At 73.9% G+C, this 23,247-nt stretch carries 2 protein-coding genes; both read right to left on the reverse strand.

Going from position 1 to position 23,247, the window contains the following annotated elements; translation table 11 throughout:
• Positions 1-67: 67 nt before the first annotated feature.
• Positions 68-12,244: an SDR family NAD(P)-dependent oxidoreductase gene (locus AB0D44_RS10690; RefSeq protein ID WP_362587554.1), complete on the reverse strand. Its 12,177-nt coding sequence runs from the start codon at positions 12,242-12,244 to the stop codon at positions 68-70.
• Complete coding sequence (locus AB0D44_RS10695) at positions 12,241-23,121, reverse strand: type I polyketide synthase (RefSeq protein ID WP_362587557.1); 10,881 nt, start codon at positions 23,119-23,121, stop codon at positions 12,241-12,243. Before AB0D44_RS10695 ends, AB0D44_RS10690 begins: the two co-directional genes overlap by 4 nt.
• Between the last annotated feature and the right edge of the window lie 126 nt (positions 23,122-23,247).

A 23,247-nucleotide genomic window follows, 5' to 3' on the forward strand; every position in this document is an offset into this window, starting at 1 on the left:
GGGTCGGGGGGATCGGAGTGGGGGGAGGGAACCCGGGGGCCGGCCTGGGGGAGGCGGCCCCCGGGGGTCAGATGCCGCCGAGCACGGCGTCCAGGGCCGCGTCCATCTCGTCGTCGGTGAGTTCCTGGGCGGTCTGCAGGGCGTCGGCGGGGGCTTCGGCGGTGGCGGTGGCGGGGGCGGCGAGTTCCAGCAGGCGGTCCAGCAGACCGCTCTGGCGCAGCCGTTCGACGCCGATCCGGGCCACCGCCCACTGGGCGGCCTGCGCCGGGTCCTGCGGCGGGGTGTCGGAGGCGGCCGCGGTCTGCGGTGCGCCGCCGACGCCGTCGAAGGAGAGCTTGCCGTGCAGGTATCCGGCGATGGCGCGCGGCGTGGGGTAGTCGAAGGCGAGGGTGTTGGGCACGGCCACCTGGGTGTGCCGGGCGAGTCGGTTCTTGAGTTCGACGGCCATCAGGGAGTCCCAGCCGAACTCGCGCATGGGCTTGTCGAGCGGGACGCTGCCGGACAGGCCGAGGACCGCGGTGACCTCCTGCTGGACGAACTTGCGCAGTTCGCCCTCGCGTTCCTCGGCGGGCAGGGCGGCCAGCCGGTCGCGGAAGGCGGAGCCGCGCTCGGTGGCCTCCTTGGCCTTCCTGGGCTGGGTGCGGACCAGGGCCCGCAGCAGGGCCGGCGGCCGCGCTGCGGAGTCGTCGGCGGCCAGGCGGGCGGTGTCGAGCTTGAGCGGCACCAGGTGCGGTTCGGGGCGGGCCAGGGCGGTGTCGAAGAGGGCGAGGCCCTCGGCGGCGGTCAGGGGCTGGGCGCCCTGGCGGCGCATCCGGGCGAGTTCCGCCTCGCCGAGCTGCGCGGTCATTCCGGCGCCGCCCTGGGCCCACAGGCCCCAGGCGAGGCTGGTGGCGGGCAGGCCGCGCTTGTGGCGGTGGGCGGCGAGCGCGTCCAGGAAGGCGTTCGCGGCGCCGTAGTTGGACTGGCCCGGCGAGCCGAGGGTGCCGGCGACGGAGGAGAAGAGGACGAAGGCGGCCAGGTCCAGTTCGCGGGTCAGCTCGTGGAGGTGCCGGGCGCCCGCCAGCTTGGGGGCCAGGACGCGGGCGAACCGCTCGGGCGTCTGGTTGTGCACGACACCGTCGTCGATCACGGCCGCGAGGTGCACCACGCCCGTCAGCGGGCGCTCGCTGCCGGCCTCGGCGAGCAGGCCGGCCACCGCGTCGCGGTCGGAGACGTCGCAGGCCAGGATGCGCACGCCGGCTGCGCCGGCGGCTTCAAGGTCGGCCACCAGATCCTGCGCGCCGGGAGCGGCCATGCCCTGGCGGGAGGTCAGGACGAGGTGGCGGACTCCGTGTTCGGCGACGAGGTGGGCGGCCAGGTTGCGGCCGAGTTCGCCGGTGCCGCCGGTGAGCAGGACGACGCCCTCCGGGTCGAGGGTCCGGCCGACGGTGAGGACCAGCTTGCCGGTGTGGCGGCCCTGCGCCATGTGGCGGAAGGCCGCGGGGGCCTCCCGTACGTCGTAGGCGAGGTAGGGCAGCGGGGCGATCACCCGGTCGGCGAGCAGGGCGGACAGCTCGGTGAGCATCCGGTGCAGGTGGCGGGGTTCCAGGGACATCAGGTCGAAGGCGCTGTAGGCGACGCCCGGGTGGGCGGCGGCGACGGCGTCGGCGTCGCGGATGTCGGTCTTGCCCATTTCCAGGAAGCGTCCGCCGTGCGGCAGCAGGCGCAGCGAGGCGTCGGTGAACTCGCCGGCGAGGGAGTTCAGTACGGCGTCGAAGCCGGCCCCGCCGGTGGCGGTCAGCCACCGCTGCTCGAAGGCGGTGTCGCGGGAGGAGGCGATGCGCTCGTCGGACAGTCCGAGGGCGCGCAGCGTGTCCCACTTGGGGCGGCTGGCGGTTCCGTAGACCTCGGCGCCGAGGTGGTGGGCGAGCTGGACGGCGGCCATGCCGACACCGCCGGCGGCCGCGTGGACGAGGAGCTTCTCGCCGGGGCGCAGCGCTCCGAGGTCGGTGAGGGCGTAGTAGGCGGTGAGGAAGGCCAGCGGGATGGTGGCACCCTCCTCGAAGGTGAGGGTGTCGGGCAGTTTGGCCATCAGGTGGCCGTCGCCCCGGACCTCGGTGCCGAAGGCGCCGAGCGCGAGGCCCATGGCCCGGTCGCCCGGGCGCAGGTGGGTGACGGCGGATCCGGTTTCCAGGACGGTGCCGGCGAACTCCAGGCCCAGTTTGGGTGTGGCGACCATGCCGAGCGCGTTGAGGACGTCGCGGAAGTTCATGCCGGCGGCGCGGACGGCGACGCGGACCTCGTCGGGGCCGAGGGGGCCGTCGACGGGGACGGGGACGAGTTCGAGGCTGTCGATGCTGCCCTTCTCGCGGATGTCCAGGTGCCACGGTCCGTCGCCGTCGGGCGGGGTGAGGGCCCCGCCGCCGTGGGCGGCCGCGGCGCGGGCGGTGCGCACGAGGCGGGGGGCGAACAGGGCGTCGCCGCGCAGGGCCAGTTCGGGTTCGTCGGTGGTGGCGAGGGCGGCGGCCAGGGCCGTCGCGTCGGGGGTGGGGGTGTCGAGGTCGAGCAGCCGCAGGGTGCGGTCGGGGACCTCGCCGCGCACGGCTCGTACCAGGCCCCACAGGGGGGCGTGGGCGAGGTCGGTGACGGTGTCCTCGGGGCGGGCCGCGACGGCGTCGCGGGTGATCCAGACCAGTTCGGATTCCGCGGTCTTCTCGGTGAGCAGGTGCTGTACGAGGTCCAGCGCGGCCAGGGTGTTCGGCTCGGCCGTGTCGAGGGGGGCGGGTGTGGCGGTGGTGGCGTCGATGATGATGCGCTCGGGGGCGGGGCCGTCGGCGAGCAGCGGCTCGGGGCCGGCCGACCAGGGGGCGCCGAGGACGTCGGCGAGGGCTCCGCTGCCGCCGATCACCAGGGTGGTCGCGGGCTGCGGGGCGCTTGGGGCGGGCTCGGTCACGGGCTGGAAGTCGACGCGGTACAGGTGCTCGCCCTCGGGGCGGGTGACCCGCAGCTGGTCGGCGGTGGCCTCGCGGATCTGGAGCGCTGCCGACAGGACGGGCTCGCCGGTGGCGTCGGTGACCAGGACGGTGGCGGACAGGCCGGCGGCCGGGGACTGCGGGTCGTGGCCGCCGTCCTGCGGGTCCAGTGCGATGCGGACGCGCAGTTCGGTGCTGTCCGTGGCGTACAGGGTGACGTCGGTCCAGGCGAAGGGGAGCAGCACCGTGCCCTCGGGCCGGCCGGGTCCGCCGGGGGTGACGCCGGCCAGGACGTGCAGGGCCGCGTCCAGGAGCGCCGGGTGGACTCCGTGGCCGTCGGTGGCCTGGCGCAGCGGTTCGGGCAGGGCGACGCGGCCGTAGGCGACGTGGCCCTGGCGGGAGAGGGCGGTCAGGCCGCGGAAGGCGGGCCCGTAGGCGAGGCCTTCGCCGCCGAGCTGCTCGTAGAAGCCGTCGAGGCCGATGGGCTCGGCTCCCGCAACGGGCCAGTGGGCGAGTTCGGCCAGTCCCTCGGGGGTGTCGCCGGCGGGGTCGTCGGCGAGTTCCCCGGAGGCGTGCAGGGTCCAGGCGGCCGGGTCGGCGGATGCCTCCGGCTGGCTGTGGACGGTGATCTTCCGGCGTCCTTCGGTGTCCGGGGCGGCGACCTTGACCTGGAGCCGCAGGGGCGCGCCGGAGGTGAGGACGAGCGGCTGGGCGAGGGTGAGTTCGGCGACCCGCTCGGACCCGACGGCCCGGGCGGCGGCCAGGGCGAGGTCGAGCAGGCCGGTGCCGGGCACGAGGACGCTGCCGAAGACGGCGTGGTCGGCCAGCCAGGGGTGGTCGGAGAGCGAGAGCCGGCCGGAGAGCAGCTGGCCCTCGCCGTCGGCGAGCGTGAGGACGGCGGCGAGCCAGGGGTGCCCGGCCGGTACGAGGCCGGTGTCGCGGGCGCCGCGGCCGCTGCCGCGGGCGGGCTCGAGCCAGTAGCGCTCGCGCTGGAAGGCGTACGTGGGCAGCTCGGCGGCCAGTTCGGCCGTACGGGCGCGTGCGGCGGCGGTCCGGTCGGTGAACACCTGCTCCCAGTCGGGTTCCTGGCCGCTGACGTGGAGCGTGCCGAGGGCCTCGATGAGGGCGCGGACCTCGTCGGGGGTCTGGTCGGGGTCCTTGGGGGCGCGCTGGGAGGCGACGAACACGGCGGGGTCGGTGACGCAGTGGGCGCCCATGGCGGCCAGGACGGCGGCGGGGCCGCATTCGAGGTGGCGGCCGATGCCGTCGGCCTCGAGGGTGCGTACGGCGTCCAGGAAGCGCACGGCGTCGCGGACCTGCCGTACCCAGTATCCGGCGTCGCGCAGGCCTTCGCCGGGCGCGAGGTCGGGGCCCATCCGGGTGCCGGTGACCGTGGAGACGACGGGGATCCGCGGGGCCGCGAAGGTGATGTCCTCGGCCACCTGCCGGTAGGCGTCGAGCATGGCGTCCATGTGCGGGGAGTGGAAGGCGTGGGAGACCGTCAGCCGGCGGGTGCGGCGGCCGAGTTCGGTGAAGTGGCCGGTGACGGCGGCCACGGCGGCCTCGTCCCCGCTGACGACGGTCTGGGCGGGCCCGTTGATGCCGGCGATCGAGATGCGTCCGGGGACGTCGGCGAGGGTTTCCAGGGTGTCGAGGACCTCGGACTCCGAGGCTTCCACGGACGCCATGGCTCCGCCGCGCTCGCAGGCCTGCATGAGGCGGCCGCGGGCGGCGACCAGGCGGGCCGCGTCGTCCAGGGTGAGGACTCCGGCGACGTGGGCGGCGGCGAGTTCGCCGATGGAGTGCCCGGCGACCGCGGCGGGGCGCACGCCCCAGGCCTCCCACTGGCGGAAGAGCGCGGTCTCGATGGCGAACAGGGCGGGCTGGGCGTACTCCGTCTCGTGGACGAGTGCGGAGCCGCCGAGGACGAGCTCGGCCAGCGGCTGGTTCAGGTGCGGGTCGAGCGCGGAGCACACTGCGTCGAAGGCCTGCCGGAAGACGGGCAGGGCGGCGTGCAGGGCGCGGCCCATGCCGGGACGCTGGCTGCCCTGTCCGGTGAACAGGACGGCGAGGGGGCCTTCGGCCGCGGTGCCTTCGGCGGCGCCCGCGGGGGTGCGGCCGTCGGCGAGGGCGCGCAGCGCGGTGACCGCTTCGGCGGTGGTGGTCACCGTGAGGGCGGCGCGGTGCTCGAAGTGCGTGCGGTGGCGGGCCGCGGTGTACGCGAGGTCGGCGAGCTGAACCTCCGGGCGGCCCTCGGGGCGGCCCTCGAGCCAGTCGGCCCAGCGGGTCGCCTGCGTGCGCAGGGCGGACTCGTCGCGGCCGGAGAGGACCAGGGGGAGGGGGGCCCGCGGGGCCTCGGGGGCTGCGGGTGCCTGGGAAGCGGCGGGTGCCTGGGGCGTCTGGGTCGCTTCGGTCGCTTGGGTCGCTTGGGTCGCTTGGGTCGCTATGGACGGTTCCGTCGCTTCGGTCGCTTCGGTCGCTCCCGGGGCTGCCGTCGCTCCGGTGGCTGCCGTCGCTCCCGTGGCTGCCGTCGCTCCCGTGGCTCCGGTGGCTCCCGTCGCCGGGATGGCCGGGGTCGGGGCGGCGGTCGGGGGTTCTTCGAGGACGACGTGGGCGTTGGTGCCGCTGAGGCCGAAGGAGGAGACGCCCGCACGGCGGGTGCGCTCGGGTTCCCGGGTCCAGGGCCGGGCTTCCCGCAGGAGTTCCAGGCCGCTTCCGTCCCACGCGATGTGCGGGCTGGGCTCGTCGACGTAGAGGGTCTTGGGCAGGGTTTCGTGCTGGAGGGCGAGGATCATCTTCATGACGCCCGCGACACCGGCGGCGGCCTGCGCGTGGCCGATGTTGGACTTGGAGGAGCCGAGGTAGACGGGACGGTTCTCGTCGCGGTCGGGGCCGAAGACCTCGGACAGCGCGCCCGCTTCGATGGGGTCGCCGAGCGGGGTGCCGGTGCCGTGGGCCTCGACGGCGTCGATGTCGGCGGGGGTCAGCCGGGCCGCTTCGAGGGCGTCGAGGATGACGCGCTGCTGGGCGGGGCCGTTCGGTGCGGTCAGGCCCTGGCTGCGGCCGTCCTGGTTGACGGCCGAGCCGCGGATGACGGCCAGGACGCGGTCCCCGTCGCGCTCGGCGGCCGACAGCCGCTTCAGGACGAGTATGCCGACGCCGTCGGACCAGCCCGCACCGTCCGCCAGGGCGGAGAAGGACTTGCAGCGGCCGTCGGGAGCCATGCCCTTGAGGCGGGAGAACTCCACGAACAGCCGGGGCGTGCTCATGACGGTGACGCCGCCGACCAGCGCGAGCTCGCACTCGCCCTGCCGCAGGGCGGTCGCGGCGAGGTGCAGGGAGACGAGGGAGGAGGAGCAGGCGGTGTCGACGGTGACGGCCGGCCCCTGGAGGCCCAGCGCGTACGAGACGCGGCCGGACACGACGCTGGAGGCGTTGCCGGTGCTCACGTAGCCGTCGAAGGCGTCGAGTTCGCGGCCCTGCTCGCCGTAGTCGGAGCTCATCGCGCCGAGGTAGACGCCCGTGCGGCTCTCGCTGAGCGTGCCCGGACGGATGCCGGCCCGCTCCAGGGCCTCCCAGGCGGTCTCCAGGACGAGGCGCTGCTGCGGGTCCATGGAGAGGGCCTCGCGCTGCGAGATGCCGAAGAAGGCGGCGTCGAAGTCCGCGGCGGCCTCGATGAAGCCGCCTTCGCGGGCGTAGCTCTTGCCGACGGCCTCGGGGTCGGGGTCGTAGACGCCGAGGTTCTCCCAGCGCGAGGGCAGTTCGCCGATCGCGTCGCTGCCCGTGGCGAGGAGGTTCCAGTACGCCTCGGGGGTGTCGATGCCACCGGGGAGGCGGCAGGCCATGGACACGACCGCGATCGGGTCGTCGGCGGCCGGGGCGGCGGTGTGCCGGAGGGTGTTCTGCTTCTGGTTCGGCTTGGGCCGGCCGGTGGTCAGGGCCAGCTTGTCGAGGAGCAGGCCGGCGATGGCGGTGGGCGTCGGGTAGTCGAAGGCGAGGGTGGAGGGCAGCGTGACCCCGGTCTCGGCGGAGAGTCGGCGGCGCAGTTCGACGGCCATCAGGGAGTCGATACCGAGTTCCTTGAGGACCTGCTGCGCGCCGATCCCGTCGGCCGCGGCGATCCCGAGGACGACGGCCGCCTCGCGCTGCACCAGCCGGATCAGCGACGGCAGCCGCTCGGCTTCCGGCTGGGCGGCGAGCTGCTCGCGCAGTCCCGTCGGCGTACCACCGGACTGCCCGGCCCGCTTCTTCGGGGCGCGGACGAGGGCCCGCAGCAGGGCGGGCACCTCGTCGGGGCGCCGCTGCAGGGTGACCAGGTCGAGCTTGACCGGGACCAGGTGCGGGTGCGGGGAGCCGAGGGCGGTGTCGAGGGCGGCGAGGCCCTGCTGCTCGGTGAGCGCACCGATGCCCATGCGGCGCATGCGGGCGAGTTCGGCCTGGCCGAGGGTGGCGGTCAGACCCTGTCCGGCCTGCTGCCACAGACCCCACGACAGGCTCGTCGCGGGCAGGCCGTTGGCACGGCGGTGCGCGGCGAGGGCGTCCAGGAAGGTGTTCGCCGCTGCGTAGTTGCTCTGACCGGCGCCACCCAGGACACCGGCGGCCGACGAGAACAGCACGAACGCGGCAAGGCCGAGGTCTCGCGTCAGCTCGTGCAGGTGCAGTGCGGCTTGCGCCTTCGGCTGCCAGACACGGGCCAGGCGCTCCGCGTCCTGCGATTCGAGGAGTCCGTCGTCGAGTACGGCAGCCAGGTGGAAGACCCCCGTCCAGGGACGGTCCGCATTCGCGAGCAGGCCGGCGACCTGGTCACGGTCGGCGACGTCGGCCGCGACGATCCGCACGCTCTCGGCGCCGGCCGTCTCCAGCTCGGCCACCAGATCCGCGGCCCCCGGAGCATCCGGGCCACGCCGGGACGTCAGTACGAGATGACGTACGCCATGCACGGACACCAGGTGACGGGCCACAGCCCGGCCCAGCTCACCCGTACCACCCGTCACCAGAACCGAACCGTCGGGGTCCAGGCGCGGGGCGTCGGACGCCTTGGCCGTGCGGACGAGGCGGGCGGTACGGATCTCCCCGTCGCGCAGCGCGATCTCGGGCTCGTCGGTGAGGGTGAGGGCCGGGGCCAGCGCGAGGTCGTCCCGGGCCCGGTCGGTGCCGAGGTCGATGATGCGGAGGGTCCGGTCGGTGTGCTCGGCGCGTGCCGCGCGGAGCAGACCCCACAGGGCGGCGTGGGCCAGGTCGGTCACGCCGTCGCCCGCGTTAACGCCGTTAACGCCGTTAACGCCGTTGACGGCCGAGCGGGTCAGCCAGACCAGTTCGGTCTGTTCGAGGCGCGGTTCGGCCAGCAGGAGCTGGAGGGTTCCGAGCGCGGCGGCGGTCAGCTCGCGGGCGTCGGCGGCGGCCGCAGTGCCGGTGGCGTCGACGAGGACACGGGCCGGGGCGTCGGCTCCTTCGGCCAGGTGCGCGAGGAGCGCGTCGGCGTCGGCGAACACCTGCGCACCGAGGGCGGCGGCGATCCCGGCGTCGCCTTCGAGGGCCCAGGTCTCTCCGGCCGGCTCCGCGTCGCCCGGGGTCCGGGTGGGGCGGAACTCGAGGTGGTACAGGTGCTCGGCGCGCTCGCCGGCGCGGATCTGCTCGGCGCTCGCCTCGCGGATCGCCAGGCCGCGGGTGCGGACGACGGGGCGGCCGGTGCCGTCGGCGACGGTGAGGGTGAGGTGCTCGTCCGCGCCGGACGCGACGTCGATGCGTACGCGGAGCTCGGTGGCTCCGGCGGCGAGGAGCTCGACGCCCGTCCACTCGAACGGCATGAACACGCGCTGCCGCGCTTCTTCGTCGCGCACGCCCATGAGGGTGTGGAGCGCGGCGTCGAGGAGGGCCGGGTGCACACCGAACTCGTCGGCGGTCAGGCCCTCGGGGAGACGGATGAGACCGTACGCGGTGTCGCCCTTGCGCCAGAGTTCCGTCAGGCCCTGGAAGGCCGGGCCGTAGTCCAGGCCGCGCTCGCGGAAACCCTCGTAGAAGCCGTCGAGATCGACGGACTCGGCGCCCGGGACCGGCCACTGGGCCAGCTCGGCGAACGTGTCGGCGTCGGCGGCGGCGGTGAGGTCTGCGGGCTCCGCGAGTTCACCGGTGGCATGCCGGCGCCACTCCTCGTCGCTGCCCTCGGGGCGGCTGTAGACGGTTATGGGGCGGCGGCCGGTGCTCTCGGGTGCGCCGACGGCGACCTGGAGGCGGACGGCTCCGTCCGAACCGAGCAAGAGCGGCTCGGTGAGCACGAGTTCGGCAACGCCCGGGGCGCCGACGTGGTGGGCGGCGGTGAGGGCCAGTTCGAGCAGGCCGGTGCCGGGGACGAGGACCGAGCCGAAGGCCGCGTGACCGGCCAGCCAGGGGTGCTCGGCGAGGGAGATCCGGCCGGTGAAGAGGTACCCCTCGCCGTCGGCGAGAGCGGTGACCGCGCCGAGCCACGGGTGCTCGGGGACGTCGAGACCGACGCCGCGCACGTCGCCGGAGGTCTTCGGGGCGTCGATCCAGTAGCGGGTGCGCTGGAAGGCGTACGAGGGGAGCTGCACGAGGCGTCCGGCGCCGAGGACGCGGTCCCAGTCCAGGGTGTGGCCCTGGACGTGGAGCAGGCCGAGGTTGCGGAGCAGCTGGGCCGGCTCGCCGTGCTGGCGGGCCAGGGAGCCGACGACGATGCCGCCGCGCTCCGCGCTGCCGTCGGTCAGCGGCATGGACAGCACCGGGTGGGCCGAGATCTCGACGAACACGCCGTGGCCGTCGTCCAGGAGGCGGTTCAGGGCCCGGTCGAAGCGGACCGGCTCGCGCAGGTTGCGGCACCAGTACGCGCCGTCGAGGTCCGTGCCGTCGGCGATCTGGCCCGTGACGGTGGAGTAGAAGGCGATGTCCGTGCCGGTCGGGGTAATGCCGGTGAAGCCCTCCGCCAGTGCGGCGAGCAGCGGGTCCATCTGGGCGTTGTGGGACGCGTAGTCCACGTTGATCTTCCGGGCGTACACGTTCTGCTCGGAGAGCTCCGCCACGATCTTCGCGATCGCGTCCGCCAGACCCGAGATCACCGTCGAACCGGCCGTGTTCACCGCGGCGACCGAGAGCGCGTCACCGTACGGGGCGATGAACTCCTCGACCTCCGCCACCGGCCGCTCGATCAGAGCCATACCGCCCTGACCAGCCAGGGCCAGGACCGCCTGCGAGCGCTGGGCGACGATCTGCGAGCCCTGCTCCAAAGTCAGAGCACCGCTCACGACAGCTGCGACGACCTCGCCCTGCGAGTGACCCACCACCGCGGACGGCTCCACACCCAGCGAGCGCCAGACCGCCGACAGGCCCACACCCATGGCGAACAGGGCGGGCTGCACCACATCGACACGGTCGAACGGTGGGTGGTCACCCTCCTCACCGGCCAGGACCTCGCGCACCGACCAGCCCGTGAACGGACGCAGAGCAGCATCACAGGCGTCGATCGTCTCGGCGAAGACCGGGTGCTCGGCGAGCAGCGCACGGCCCATGCCGACCCACTGCGAGCCCTGACCCGGATAGACGAAGACGACCTTGCCACGCTCAGTCGCGGCACCGGTCACCACGGCGTCGTGCGAAGTGCCCTCGGCGAGCGCACGCAGCGCCTCCACCAGACCGGCGGAGTCCGCCGCGACCACGCTCGCCCGCGACTCGAAGTGCGAACGATGACGGGCAGCCGTCACCGCCACATCGGCCAGCGGTACCCCGGGACGGCCCGACAGCCACTGCGCCCAACGGTCCGCCTGCTCCCGCAGAGCGGCCTCGTCACGCCCCGACACCACCACCGGGAGCGGTGCTGCTCCGGTCGGCTCGGCGGTCGGAGACGGGGACGAGGACGGGGACGGGGACGGGGAGGGGGCCGCAGTCGCGGCCGGGGGCTCCTCGAGGACGACGTGGGCGTTGGTACCGCTCAGGCCGAAGGAGGAGACGCCCGCACGGCGGATGCGCTCCGCGCCCCGCTCCCACGCGCGCGCCTCGTTCAGCAGCTCGAGGCCGCTGTTCTTCCACTCGACGTGCGGGCTGGGCTCCTCGGCGTGCAGGGTCTTGGGGAGCACGCCGTGCTCCATCGCCAGGACCATCTTGATCACGCCGATGACACCGGCAGCGGCCTGGGCGTGCCCGAGGTTCGACTTGGCAGAGCCCAGGTAGACGGGCCGCTTGCCGTCGCGGTCGGGGCCGAAGACCTCGGCCAGTGCTCCCGCCTCGATGGGGTCGCCGAGCGGGGTTCCGGTGCCGTGGGCCTCGATCGCGTCGATGTCGGCGGGGGTCAGGCGGGCTGCTTCGAGGGCGTCGTGGATGACGCGCTGCTGCGAGGGGCCGTTGGGGGCGGTCAGGCCCTGGCTGCGGCCGTCCTGGTTGACGGCGGAGCCGCGGATGACGGCCAGGATCGGGTCGCCATCGCGCTGCGCGTCCGAGAGCTTCTTCAGGACGATCACGCCCGCGCCCTCGGCCCAGCCGGCGCCGTCGGCGCCGGCCGAGAACGACTTGCAGCGCCCGTCGGCGGCCATGCCCTTCAGGCGGGAGAACTCCACGAACAGTGCGGGGGTGCTCATCACGGTCACGCCGCCGGCCAGGGCGAGTTCGCACTCGCCCTGCCGCAGTGCCTGCACGGCCAGGTGGATGGAGACGAGGGAGGAGGAGCACGCGGTGTCGACGGTGACGGCCGGGCCCTGCAGGCCCAGCGTGTAGGAGACGCGGCCCGAGACGACGCTGCTGGCGTTGCCGGTGCTGTACCCGTCGAGGGCGTTGAGGTCGTGGCCCTGCTGGTTGCCGTAGTCGGAGCTCATGGTGCCGAGGTAGACGCCCGTGCGGCTCTCGCTGAGCGAGTCGGGGCGGACACCGGCCCGCTCGAGCGCCTCCCACGAGGTTTCCAGGACCAGGCGCTGCTGCGGGTCCATGGAGAGCGCCTCGCGCGGCGAGATGCCGAAGAACGGGGCGTCGAAGCCCTCGGCTCCTTCGATGAAGCCGCCCTCGCGGGCGTAGCTCTTGCCGATGGCTTCCGGGTCGGGGTCGTAGACGCCCAGGCGGTCCCAGCGGGACGGCAGGCCGCCGACGGCGTCCCCGCCCGAGGCGAGCAGCTCCCAGAAGCCCTCGGGGGTGTCGATCCCGCCGGGGAGGCGGCAGGCCATCGAGACGACCGCGATCGGTTCCGTACGGGAGGCCCGCTCGGCGTTGAGTTCCTTCTCGGTCTCGACGAGCGCGTTCGCCGTGCGCCGCAGGTACGCCTCGAGCTTTTCCAGCTTCTCGACTTCGGACGCGCTCATTCACTCACTCCAAGCTTGCGATCCAGGAACTGAAGGAGGTCATCGGTGCTGTCGCCGCCGAGCTCCGCTTCGGTGTCGGCGGCCTCGGCGGCTTCGGCCGGGCCGGACGCTGCCGAGGCCTTGGCCAGGCCGTCGCGCAGCGCCAGCAGCCCGGCGGCCAGGCCCGGCTCCTCGAGTTGTTTCGGTGTCGCGGAACGCAGGAGTTCCACGAGGTTGTCGATCTGGTTCTTCGTCACGCGCTGTCCGGTCCGTGCCGCTCCCCCGGCTCCCACGGCCAGCTTGTCGAGGAGCAGGCCGGCGATGGCGGTGGGCGTCGGGTAGTCGAAGGCGAGGGTCGAGGGCAGCGAGGTGCCGGTCTCGGCGGAGAGGCGGCGGCGCAGTTCGACGGCCATCAGGGAGTCCATGCCGAGCTCCTTGAGGACCTGCTGGGCGCCGACTCCCGCGCTGCCGGAGGCGCCGAGGACCACGGCGGCCTCGCGCTGCACCAGCTGGGCGAGCCGCGGCAGGCGCTCGGCTTCCGGCAGTGCGGTCAGCTGCTCGCGCAGCCCGTTGCCGCCGGTCGCCGCCTCGCCGCCCGCGCGCTTGCGCGGGGCGCGCAGGAGGCCGCGCAGGAGGGCGGGGGCGTCGCCGCCGTTGTCCAGCTCGCGCTGGAGGGGCGTGAGTTCGAGGCGTACGGGGACCAGGTGCGGCTCGGCGGAGGCCAGGGCGGCGTCCAGGGCCGACAGGGCCTGGCGTTCGCTGAGCGCGGCGATGCCGCGCCTGCGCATACGGGCGAGTTCGGCCTGGCCGAGGGTGGCGGTCAGACCCTGGCCGGCCTGCTGCCACAGACCCCACGACAGGCTCGTCGCGGGCAGGCCGTTGGCACGGCGGTGGGCCGCCAGGGCGTCCAGGAAGGTGTTCGCCGCAGCGTAGTTGCTCTGACCGGCACCGCCCAGGACACCGGCGGCCGAGGAGAACAGCACGAACGCGGCAAGGCCGAGGTCTCGCGTCAGCTCGTGCAGGTGCAGTGCGGCTTGCGCCTTCGGCTGCCAGACGCGCGCCAGACGCTCCGCGTCCTGCGATTCGAGGAGTCCGTCGTCGAGTACGGCGGCCAGGTGGAAGACGGCCGTCCAGGGACGGTCCGCATCCGCGAGCAGACCGGCGACCTGAGCGCGGTCGGAGACGTCCGCCGCGACGATCCGCACGCTCTGCGCACCGGCCGCCTCCAGGTCGGCCACGAGCTCCGGGGCCCCAGGAGCCTCCATGCCCCGCCGGGACGTCAGGACCAGATGCCGGACACCGTGGACGGTCACCAGGTGACGGGCCAGCGTACGGCCCAGCTCACCCGTGCCACCCGTCACCAGCACGCACCCGTCCGCCGCGAACCGCGGCAGATCACCACCGGACTCCGCGCGCACCAGACGCGCCACCCGGACCTCACCCCCGCGCACCGCGAGCTCCGGCTCACCGGTCACCGACAGGGCTCGCGCCACCTCCGCCACCACGGCAGCCGGCTCGGCGTCGATGTCGACGAGGCGGATCACCCGGTCGGCGTGCTCGGTGCGGGCCGCCCTGACCAGGCCCCACAACGGGGCGTGGGCCAGGTCGGCCACGCCGTCGCCCGTGTCCACGGCCGAGCGGGTCACCCAGACGAGCTCGGTCGAGGCCAGCCGGGGTTCTGCGAGCAGACGCTGGAGCGTGGTGAGTGCGGAGGCGGTCAGTTCCTGCGCGCTCCGCCCTATCCCTCGCGTCGCATCCAAAACCAGTCGAACGGGTAGCTCGGCCCGCTCATCGATCTGGGCAAGGAGTACATCCACATCAGCCACATAGTCGGCCTCCAGTGTTGGGAACGTCCCGGCGTTGTCGCCGAGAATCCATGTGCCGCCCGCCGGGGTGTCCTCGTGGGCCAGCGTGCCGCGGGCGGCGAAGTCGACGCGGTAGAGGTGCTCGGCGCGCTCGCCGGCGCGGATCTGCTCCGGGCTCGCCTCGCGGATGGCGAGGCCGCGGGCGCGCAGGACGGGCCGGCCGGCGGGGTCGGCCACCCAGATGCGGGTGTTGGTGCGGGTCTCGTCGAGGTCGATGCGCACGCGGAGCTCGGTGGCTCCGGCGGCGAGGAGCTCGACGCCCGTCCACTCGAACGGGAGCAGCACCTGTCGGTCGTTCGGGTCCTGGCCGCGGACGCCCATGAGGGTGTGGAGCGCGGCGTCGAGGAGGGCCGGGTGCGCACCGAAGTCATCGGCGCTCAGGCCCTCGGGGAGCCGGATGAGGCCGTACGCGGTGTCGCCCTTGCGCCACAGCTCGGTCAGGCCCTGGAAGGCCGGGCCGTAGTCCAGGCCGCGCTCGCGGAAACCGTCGTAGAAGCCGTCGAGATCGACGGACTCGGCGCCCGGGACCGGCCACTGGGCCAGCTCGGCGAACGTGTCGGCGTCGGCGGCGGTGAGCTCTGCGGGCTCCGCGGCTTCCGCGAGTTCGCCGGTGGCGTGGCGGTGCCAGCCGGAGTCGGAGACCTCGTCCGGGCGGCTGTAGAGGGTGACCGGACGGCGGCCGGCGGTGTCGGACGGTCCGACCACCACCTGGAGCCGGAGGACCGATTCCTCGGTCAGGGTCAGCGGCTCCAGCAGGGTGAGTTCCGCGACGGACGCCGCGCCGACGTGATGGGCGGCAGTGAGGGCCAGTTCGAGCAGGCCGGTACCGGGGACGAGGACGGTGCCGAAGGCCGCGTGTTCGGCGAGCCAGGGGTGGTCCGCGAGGGAGATCCGGCCGGTGAAGACGTGTCCTTCGCCGTCGGCCAGGGCGGTGACCGCGCCGAGCCACGGGTGCTCGGGGACGTCGAGGCCGACGGACCGGACGTTGCTGGTGGGCTTGGCGGTCTCGAGCCAGTAGTGCTCGCGCTGGAAGGCGTACGTGGGCAGGGGCACCAGGTTTCCGGTGCCGGTGCCGGTGCCTGCGCCGAGGACGCGGTCCCAGTTCAGGGTGTGGCCCTGAACGTGGAGCAGGCCGAGGTTGCGGAGCAGCTGGGCCGGCTCACCGTGCTGGCGCGCCAGGGAGCCGACGACGATGCCGCCGTGTTCGGCGCTGCCGTCGGTGAGCGGCATCGACAGCACCGGGTGCGCCGAGATCTCGACGAAGACGCCGTGACCGTCGTCCAGGAGGCGGTTCAGGGCCCGGTCGAAGCGGACCGGCTCGCGCAGGTTGCGGCACCAGTAGGTCCCGTCCAGCTCGCTGCCGTCGGCGACCTCTCCGGTGACCGTGGAGTAGAAGGCGAGGTCCGTGCCGGTCGGGGTGATGCCGGTGAAGCCCTCCGCCAGGGCAGGCAGGAGCGGGTCCATCTGGGCGTTGTGGGATGCGTAGTCCACGTTGATCTTGCGGGCGTACACGTTCTGCTCGGAGAGCTCCGCGACGATCTTCGCGATCGCGTCGGCCTGACCCGAGATCACTGTCGAACCGGCCGTGTTCACCGCGGCGACGGAAAGGGCCTCGCCGTACGGGGCGATGAACTCCTCGACCTCCGCCACCGGCCGCTCGATCAGGGCCATACCGCCCTGACCCGCCAGGGCCAGGACGGCCTGCGAACGCTGGGCGACGATCTGCGAACCCTGCTCCAGAGTCAGAGCACCGCTCACGACAGCGGCGACGACCTCGCCCTGCGAGTGACCCACCACCGCGGACGGCTCCACACCGAGCGAGCGCCAGACCGCCGACAGGCCCACACCCATGGCGAACAGGGCGGGCTGCACCACATCGACACGGTCGAACGGCGGGTGGTCACCCTCCTCCCCCGCCAGGACCTCGCGCACCGACCAGCCCGTGAACGGACGCAGAGCAGCATCACAGGCATCGATCGTCTCGGCGAACACCCGGTTCTCGGCAAGGAGTTCGCGGCCCATGCCGACCCACTGGGAGCCCTGGCCCGGGTACACGAACACGACCTTGCCGCGCTCACGCGCGGCTCCGGTCACGACCGCGTCGTGCGCGTCGCCCTCGGCGAGGGCACGCAGCGCCTCCACCAGGCCTTCGGTGTCCGCCGCGACGACGCTCGCCCGGGACTCGAAGTGCGACCGGTGCCGGGCAGCGGTGACCGCCACGTCCGCCAGCGGGACCTCGGTACGCCCGGACAGCCAGTCCGCCCAACGGCCCGCCTGCTCCCGCAGCGCGGCCTCGTCACGGCCCGACACGACCACCGGAAGCGGTACCTCCGTAGCGGTCCCGGCCACGGGCGCCGGAGTCGCCGCGGGCGGCTCCTCCACGATCACGTGGGCGTTGGTACCGCTCAGGCCGAAGGAGGAGACGCCCGCACGGCGGGTGCGCTGCGCGCCCCGCTCCCACGGCCGCGCCTCGTTCAGCAGCTCGAGGCCGCTGCCGTCCCAGGCGACGTGCGGGCTGGGCTCGTCGACGTAGAGGGTCTTGGGCAGGGTTTCGTGCTGGAGGGCGAGGATCATCTTCATCACGCCGACCACGCCCGCGGCGGCCTGCGCGTGGCCGATGTTGGACTTGGAGGAGCCGAGGTAGACGGGACGGTTCTCGTCGCGGTCGGGGCCGAACACTTCGGCCAGCGCGCCCGCCTCGATCGGGTCACCCAGCGAGGTTCCGGTGCCGTGCGCCTCGATCGCGTCGATGTCGGCAGGGGTCAGGCGGGCCGCTTCGAGGGCGTCCTGGACCACCCGCTGCTGCGAGGGACCGTTCGGCGCGGTCAGGCCCTGGCTGCGGCCGTCCTGGTTGACGGCGGAGCCGCGGATGACGGCCAGGACGCGGTCCCCGTCCCGTTCGGCGGCCGACAGCCGCTTGAGGACCAGGATGCCGACGCCCTCGGCCCAGCCGGCGCCGTCGGCCTGCGCCGAGAAGGACTTGCAGCGACCGTCGGGGGCCATGCCCTTCAGGCGGGAGAACTCCACGAAGAGAGCGGGGCTGTTCATGACGGTGACGCCGCCGACGAGCGCGAGCTCGCACTCGCCCTGGCGCAGCGCGCTGGCGGCCAGGTGCAGGGCGACCAGCGAGGAGGAGCAGGCGGTGTCGACCGTGACGGCCGGGCCCTGCAGGCCCAGCGCGTACGAGACGCGGCCGGACACGACGCTGGAGGCGTAGCCCGTGCTGGTGTAGCCGTCGAGGGCCTCCAGGTCGTGACCCTGGTGGCCGTAGTCGGAGGTCATGGCGCCGAGGTAGACGCCGGTGCGGCTCTCGCTGAGCGAGTCGGGGCGGATGCCGGCCCGCTCCAGGGCCTCCCACGAGGTTTCCAGGACGAGGCGCTGCTGCGGGTCCATCGACACGGCCTCGCGCCGGGAGATGCCGAAGAAGGACGCGTCGAAGCGTTCGATGTCCTCGATGAAGCCGCCTTCGCGCGAGTAGCTCTTGCCGACGGCCTCGGGGTCGGGGTCGTAGACGCCCAGGCTGTCCCAGCGGGACGGCAGGCCGCCGACGGCGTCCCCGCCCGCGGCGAGCAGCTCCCAGAAGCCCTCGGGGGTGTCGATCCCGCCGGGGAGGCGGCAGGCCATGGACACGACCGCGATTGGGTCGTCGGCGGCCGGGGCGGCGCCGTGCCGGAGGGTGTTCTGCTTCTGGTTCTGCTGGGGCTTGCCGGTGCTCAGGGCCAGCTTGTCGAGGAGCAGGCCGGCGATGGCGGTGGGCGTCGGGTAGTCGAAGGCGAGCGTGGACGGGAGCGTGACCCCGGTCTCGGACGACAGCCTGCGCCGCAGCTCGACGGCCATCAGGGAGTCGATGCCGAGTTCCTTGAGGACCTGCTGCGCGCCGATCCCGTCGGCCGCGGCGATCCCGAGGACGACGGCCGCCTCGCGCTGCACCAGCCGGATCAGCGACGGCAGCCGCTCAGCTTCCGGCTGGGCGGCGAGCTGCTCGCGCAGCCCGGTCGGCGTGCCGCCGGACTGGCCGGCCCGCTGGCGGCGGGCGCGCAGCAGGCCCCGGAACAGGGCCGGCACGGTCCCGCCCCCGTCCAGCTCGCGCTGGAGCGAGGTGAGTTCGAGGCGTACGGGGACCAGGTGGCCGTGTGCGGAGCCGAGGGCCGCGTCCAGAGCGGCGAGGCCCTGCTGCTCGGTGAGCGCGGCCACACCTTGGCGACGGAGCCGGGCGAGTTCGGCCTGGCCGAGGGTGGCGGTCAGACCGTGCCCGGCCTGCTGCCACAGACCCCACGACAGGCTCGTCGCGGGCAGGCCCTGGGAGCGGCGGTGCGCGGCGAGGGCATCGAGGAAGGTGTTCGCGGCCGCGTAGTTGCTCTGACCGGCACCACCCAGGACACCGGCGGCCGAGGAGAACAGCACGAACGCGGCAAGGTCCAGGCCCTGCGTGAGCTCGTGCAGGTGCAGCGCGGCTTGCGCCTTCGGCTGCCAGACGCGCGCCAGACGCTCCGCGTCCTGCGACACGAGGAGTCCGTCGTCGAGTACGGCGGCCAGGTGGAAGACGGCCGTCCAAGGACGGTCGGGCGCCGCCAGAAGCGCTTCGGCCTGAGCGCGGTCGGAGACGTCCGCCGCGACGATCCGCACGCTCTGCGCACCGGCCGCCTCCAGCTCAGCCACGAGCTCCGCGGCCCCCGGAGCATCCGGGCCACGCCGGGACGTCAGGACCAGATGCCGGACACCGTGGACGGTCACCAGGTGACGGGCCAGCGTACGGCCCAGCTCACCCGTGCCACCCGTCACCAGCACGCACCCGTCCGCCGCGAACCGCGGAAGCTCACCACCGGACTCCGCGCGCACCAGACGCGCCACCCGGACCTCACCCCCGCGCACCGCGAGCTCCGGCTCACCGGTCACCGACAGGGCTCGCGCCACCTCCGCCGCCACGGCAGCCGGCTCGGCGTCGATGTCGACGAGGCGGATCACCCGGTCGGCGTGCTCGGTGCGGGCCGTGCGCAGCAGGCCCCACAGGGCCGCGCGGGGCAGGTCGCGTACGGGGCCACCGTCCGCGTCCACCGCTCCGCGGGTCAGCCAGATCAGCTCGGTCTGTTCGAGGCGCGGTTCCGCGAGCAGGCGCTGCAGCAGTTCCAGTCCGGCGGTGGCCTCGTCGAGGGCCGTCGCGCCGGCCGGGCGGGTCGCGTCGACGAGGATGCGGACCGGGGCGCCCGCGTCCGCGTCCGCGTCTGCGTCGTGGGCGGAGAGGGCGGAGAGGGCGGTGAACAGGGCGTCCGCGTCCGGGTGCACGGCGGCGAAGCCGAGGGACTCCTCGCCCAGGACCCAGGTCGGGCCGTCCTGTGCCGCTTCCTCCAGGACGGGCGGGGCCTGGAAGGCGACCTGGTAGAGGTGGTCGACGGTCTCGGTGACCTTCAGCTGTTCGGCGCCCGCGGCGCGCAGCTGGAGCCCCTCGGCGTGGGCGACGGGCCGGCCGGCCGGGTCGGTGGCGGTGACGCGCACGCTGTTCTGCTGGGAGTCGAGTTCGACGCGTACGCGGAGCTCGGTGGCTCCGGCGGCGAGGAGCTCGACGCCCGTCCACTCGAACGGGAGCAGGACCTGCGAGGCGTCGTCGGTGGCCGCGGTGTCCTGGACGCCGACCAGGGCGTGCAGGGCGGCGTCGAGGAGTGCGGGGTGGATGCCGAACTCGTCGGCCTTCAGCCCTTCCGGCAGCCGGACCTGCGCGTACGCGGTGTTGCCGGCGCGGTGCAGTGCGGTCAGGCCCTGGAAGGCGGGGCCGTAGTCGAGGCCGCGGACGCGGAGGCGGTCGTAGAACCCGTCGAGGTCGACGGGCTGGGTGCCGGGGACCGGCCACTGGGCCAGCTCGGCGAAGGTGTCGTGGTCGGCGGTCGGGGCGTGGGAGAGGGAACCGGCCGCGTGCCGGCGCCACGGGGCGTCGTCGGCCGCGTTCTCCGGGAGGCTGTAGACCGCGACCGGGCGGCGGCCGGTGCTGTCGGGTGCGCCGACGGCGACCTGGAGGCGGACCGCGCCGCCGTCCGGGCCGAGCAACAGCGGTTCGGTGAGCACGAGTTCGGATACGCCCGGGGCGCCGATGTGGTGGGCGGCGGTGAGGACGAGCTCGAGCAGGCCGGTGCCGGGGACGAGGGGCGTGCCGAAGGCCGCGTGCTCCTGGAGCCAGGGGTGCTGGGCGGAGGAGAGGCGGCCGGTGAAGAGGTACCCCTCGCCGTCGGCGAGAGCGGTGACCGCGCCGAGCCAGGGGTGCGCCGAGGCGGTGAGGCCCAGCGACCGGACGTCGCCGGCGCGCTCGTCCGACTCGAGCCAGTACCGCTCGCGCTGGAAGGGGTACGTGGGGAGCTGTACGAGGGTGCCGGTGCCGGTGCCTGCGCCGAGGACGCGGTCCCAGTTCAGGGTGTGGCCCTGGACGTGGAGCAGGCCGAGGTTGCGGAGCAGCTGGGCCGGCTCACCGTGCTGACGGGCCAGGGAGCCGACGACGATACCGCCGCGCTCGGCGCTGCCGTCGGTGAGCGGCATCGACAGCACCGGGTGGGCGCTGATCTCGACGAACACGCCGTGACCGTCGTCCAGGAGCTGGTTCAGGGCCCGGTCGAAGCGGACCGGCTCGCGCAGGTTGCGGCACCAGTACGAGCCGTCGAGGTCCGTGCCGTCGGCGATCTGGCCCGTGACGGTGGAGTAGAAAGCGATGTCCGTGCCCGTCGGGGCGATCCCCTCGAAGCCCTCCGCCAGTGCGGGGAGCAGCGGGTCCATCTGGGCGTTGTGGGACGCGTAGTCCACGTTGATCTTGCGGGCGTACACGTTCTGCTCGGAGAGCTCCGCCACGATCTTCGCGATCGCGTCGGCCTGACCCGAGATCACCGTCGAGCCAGCCGTGTTCACCGCCGCGACGGAAAGTGCCTCCCCGTACGGCGCGATGAACTCCTCGACCTCCGCCACCGGCCGCTCGATCAGAGCCATACCGCCCTGACCAGCCAGGGCCAGGACCGCCTGGGAACGCTGGGCGACGATCTGCGAGCCCTGCTCCAGACTCAGAGCACCGCTCACCACAGCGGCGACGACCTCTCCCTGCGAGTGACCCACCACGGCCGACGGCTCCACACCCAGCGAGCGCCAGACCGCGGACAGGCCCACACCCATGGCGAACAGGGCGGGCTGCACCACGTCCACCCGGTCGAACGGCGGGTGATCACCCTCCTCCCCCGCCAGCACCTCACGCACCGACCAGCCCGTGAACGGACGCAGAGCAGCATCACAGGCATCGACCGTCTCGGCGAAGACCCCGTTCTCGGCGAGGAGTTCGCGGCCCATGCCCACCCACTGCGAGCCCTGGCCCGGGTACACGAACACGACCTTGCCGCGGCGCGCGGCCGAACCCGTCACGACCGCGTCGTGCGCGTCGCCCCCGGCGAGGGCACGCAGCGCCTCCACCAGGCCTTCGGTGTCCGCCGCGACGACGCTCGCCCGGGACTCGAAGTGCGACCGGTGCCGGGCAGCGGTGACCGCCACGTCCGCCAGCGGAACCTCGGTACGCCCGGACAGCCAGTCCGCCCAACGGCCCGCCTGCTCCCGCAGCGCGGCCTCGTCACGCCCCGACACGACCACCGGAAGGGGACCGGTCGGCAGCTCGGCTGCCGGTTCGGCGGGCTGTTCGGCCGGGGCTTCTTCCAGCACGACGTGGGCGTTGGTACCGCTGAGGCCGAAGGACGAGACGCCCGCGCGGCGGGTGCGCTCCGCGCCCCGCTCCCACGCACGCGCCTCCTGAAGGAGCTCCAGTCCGCTGGTGTCCCACTCGATCAGCGGGGTCGGCTCCTCGGCGTGCAACGTCTTGGGGAGCACCCCGTGCTCCAGCGCCAGGACCATCTTGATCACGCCGATGACACCGGCAGCGGCCTGCGCGTGCCCGATGTTCGACTTCGAGGAACCGAGCCAGACCGGCCGGCCCTCCTCGCGGCCCGGGCCGAAGACCTCGGCCAGTGCGCCCGCCTCGATGGGGTCACCCAGGGAGGTACCGGTGCCGTGGGCCTCGACCGCGTCGATGTCCGCCGGGGTCAGCCGGGCCGCGGCCAGCGCGTCCTGGATCACCCGCTGCTGCGAGGGGCCGTTCGGGGCGGTCAGGCCCTGGCTGCGGCCGTCCTGGTTGACCGCCGAACCGCGGATCACGGCCAGGACGCGGTCGCCGTCGCGCTGGGCGGCGGAGAGCCGCTTGAGGGCGATCACGCCCACGCCTTCGGCCCAGCCGGCGCCGTCGGCGCCGGCCGAGAACGACTTGCAGCGCCCGTCGGCCGCCATGCCCTTCAGGCGGGAGAACTCCACGAAGAGGGAGGGGGCGCTCATGATGGTGACGCCGCCCGCGAGGGCGAGTTCGCACTCGCCCTGCCGCAGCGCCTGCACGGCCAGGTGCAGGGCGACCAGGGAGGAGGAGCAGGCGGTGTCGACGGTGACGGCCGGGCCCTGCAGACCCAGCGTGTAGGAGACGCGGCCCGAGACGACGCTGGACGCCTTGCCCGTGCTGACGTAGCCGTCGAGGGCGTCCAGGTCGCGGCCGAGGTGTCCGTAGTCGGAGCTCATGGTGCCGAGGTAGACGCCCGTGCGGCTCTCCATCAGCGCGTCCGGGCGGATACCGGCCCGCTCCAGCGCCTCCCACGAGGCCTCCAGGACCAGGCGCTGCTGCGGGTCCATCGAGAGGGCCTCGCGCGGCGAGATGCCGAAGAACGGTGCGTCGAAGTCCTCGGCTCCGTCGAGGAATCCGCCGTCCTGGGAGTACGTCTTGCCGACGGCCTCGGGGTCCGGGTCGTACAGGTCCAGGCCGGTCCAGCGCGACGGCAGGCCGCCGACGGCGTCCCCGCCGGAGGCGAGCAGCTCCCAGAAGGCCTCCGGGGTGTCGATCCCGCCAGGGAGGCGGCAGGCCATGGACACGACCGCGATCGGCTCGGACTGCTTCGCCTCGAGGTCTGCCGCACGCTTCTGCAACGCACGGATCGCCGGCAGGGCAGCCTGCATCCGGTCCTGGTTTGTATTCGACACCATCGAGCGCCTCTCTGCGCGGCCACCGCGAGCTTTCCGGTCCCCGTCGACACAACACGGGGACCGGACCAGCCAATCGGCAAACACTTGAGCCCGGGTCAACGTGACCTGGTGTGCCCAGTGGCGCGG

This window comes from Streptomyces sp. NPDC048349 (assembly GCF_040651925.1).
Lineage (GTDB): Bacteria > Actinomycetota > Actinomycetes > Streptomycetales > Streptomycetaceae > Streptomyces.

Bases quoted from the DNA above. Each gene is read 5' to 3' on its own strand.
- AB0D44_RS10690 (WP_362587554.1), bottom strand. From the start codon at position 12,244: ATGAGCGCGTCCGAAGTCGAGAAGCTGGAAAAGCTCGAGGCGTACCTG.
- AB0D44_RS10695 (WP_362587557.1), bottom strand. From the start codon at position 23,121: ATGGTGTCGAATACAAACCAGGACCGGATGCAGGCTGCCCTGCCGGCG.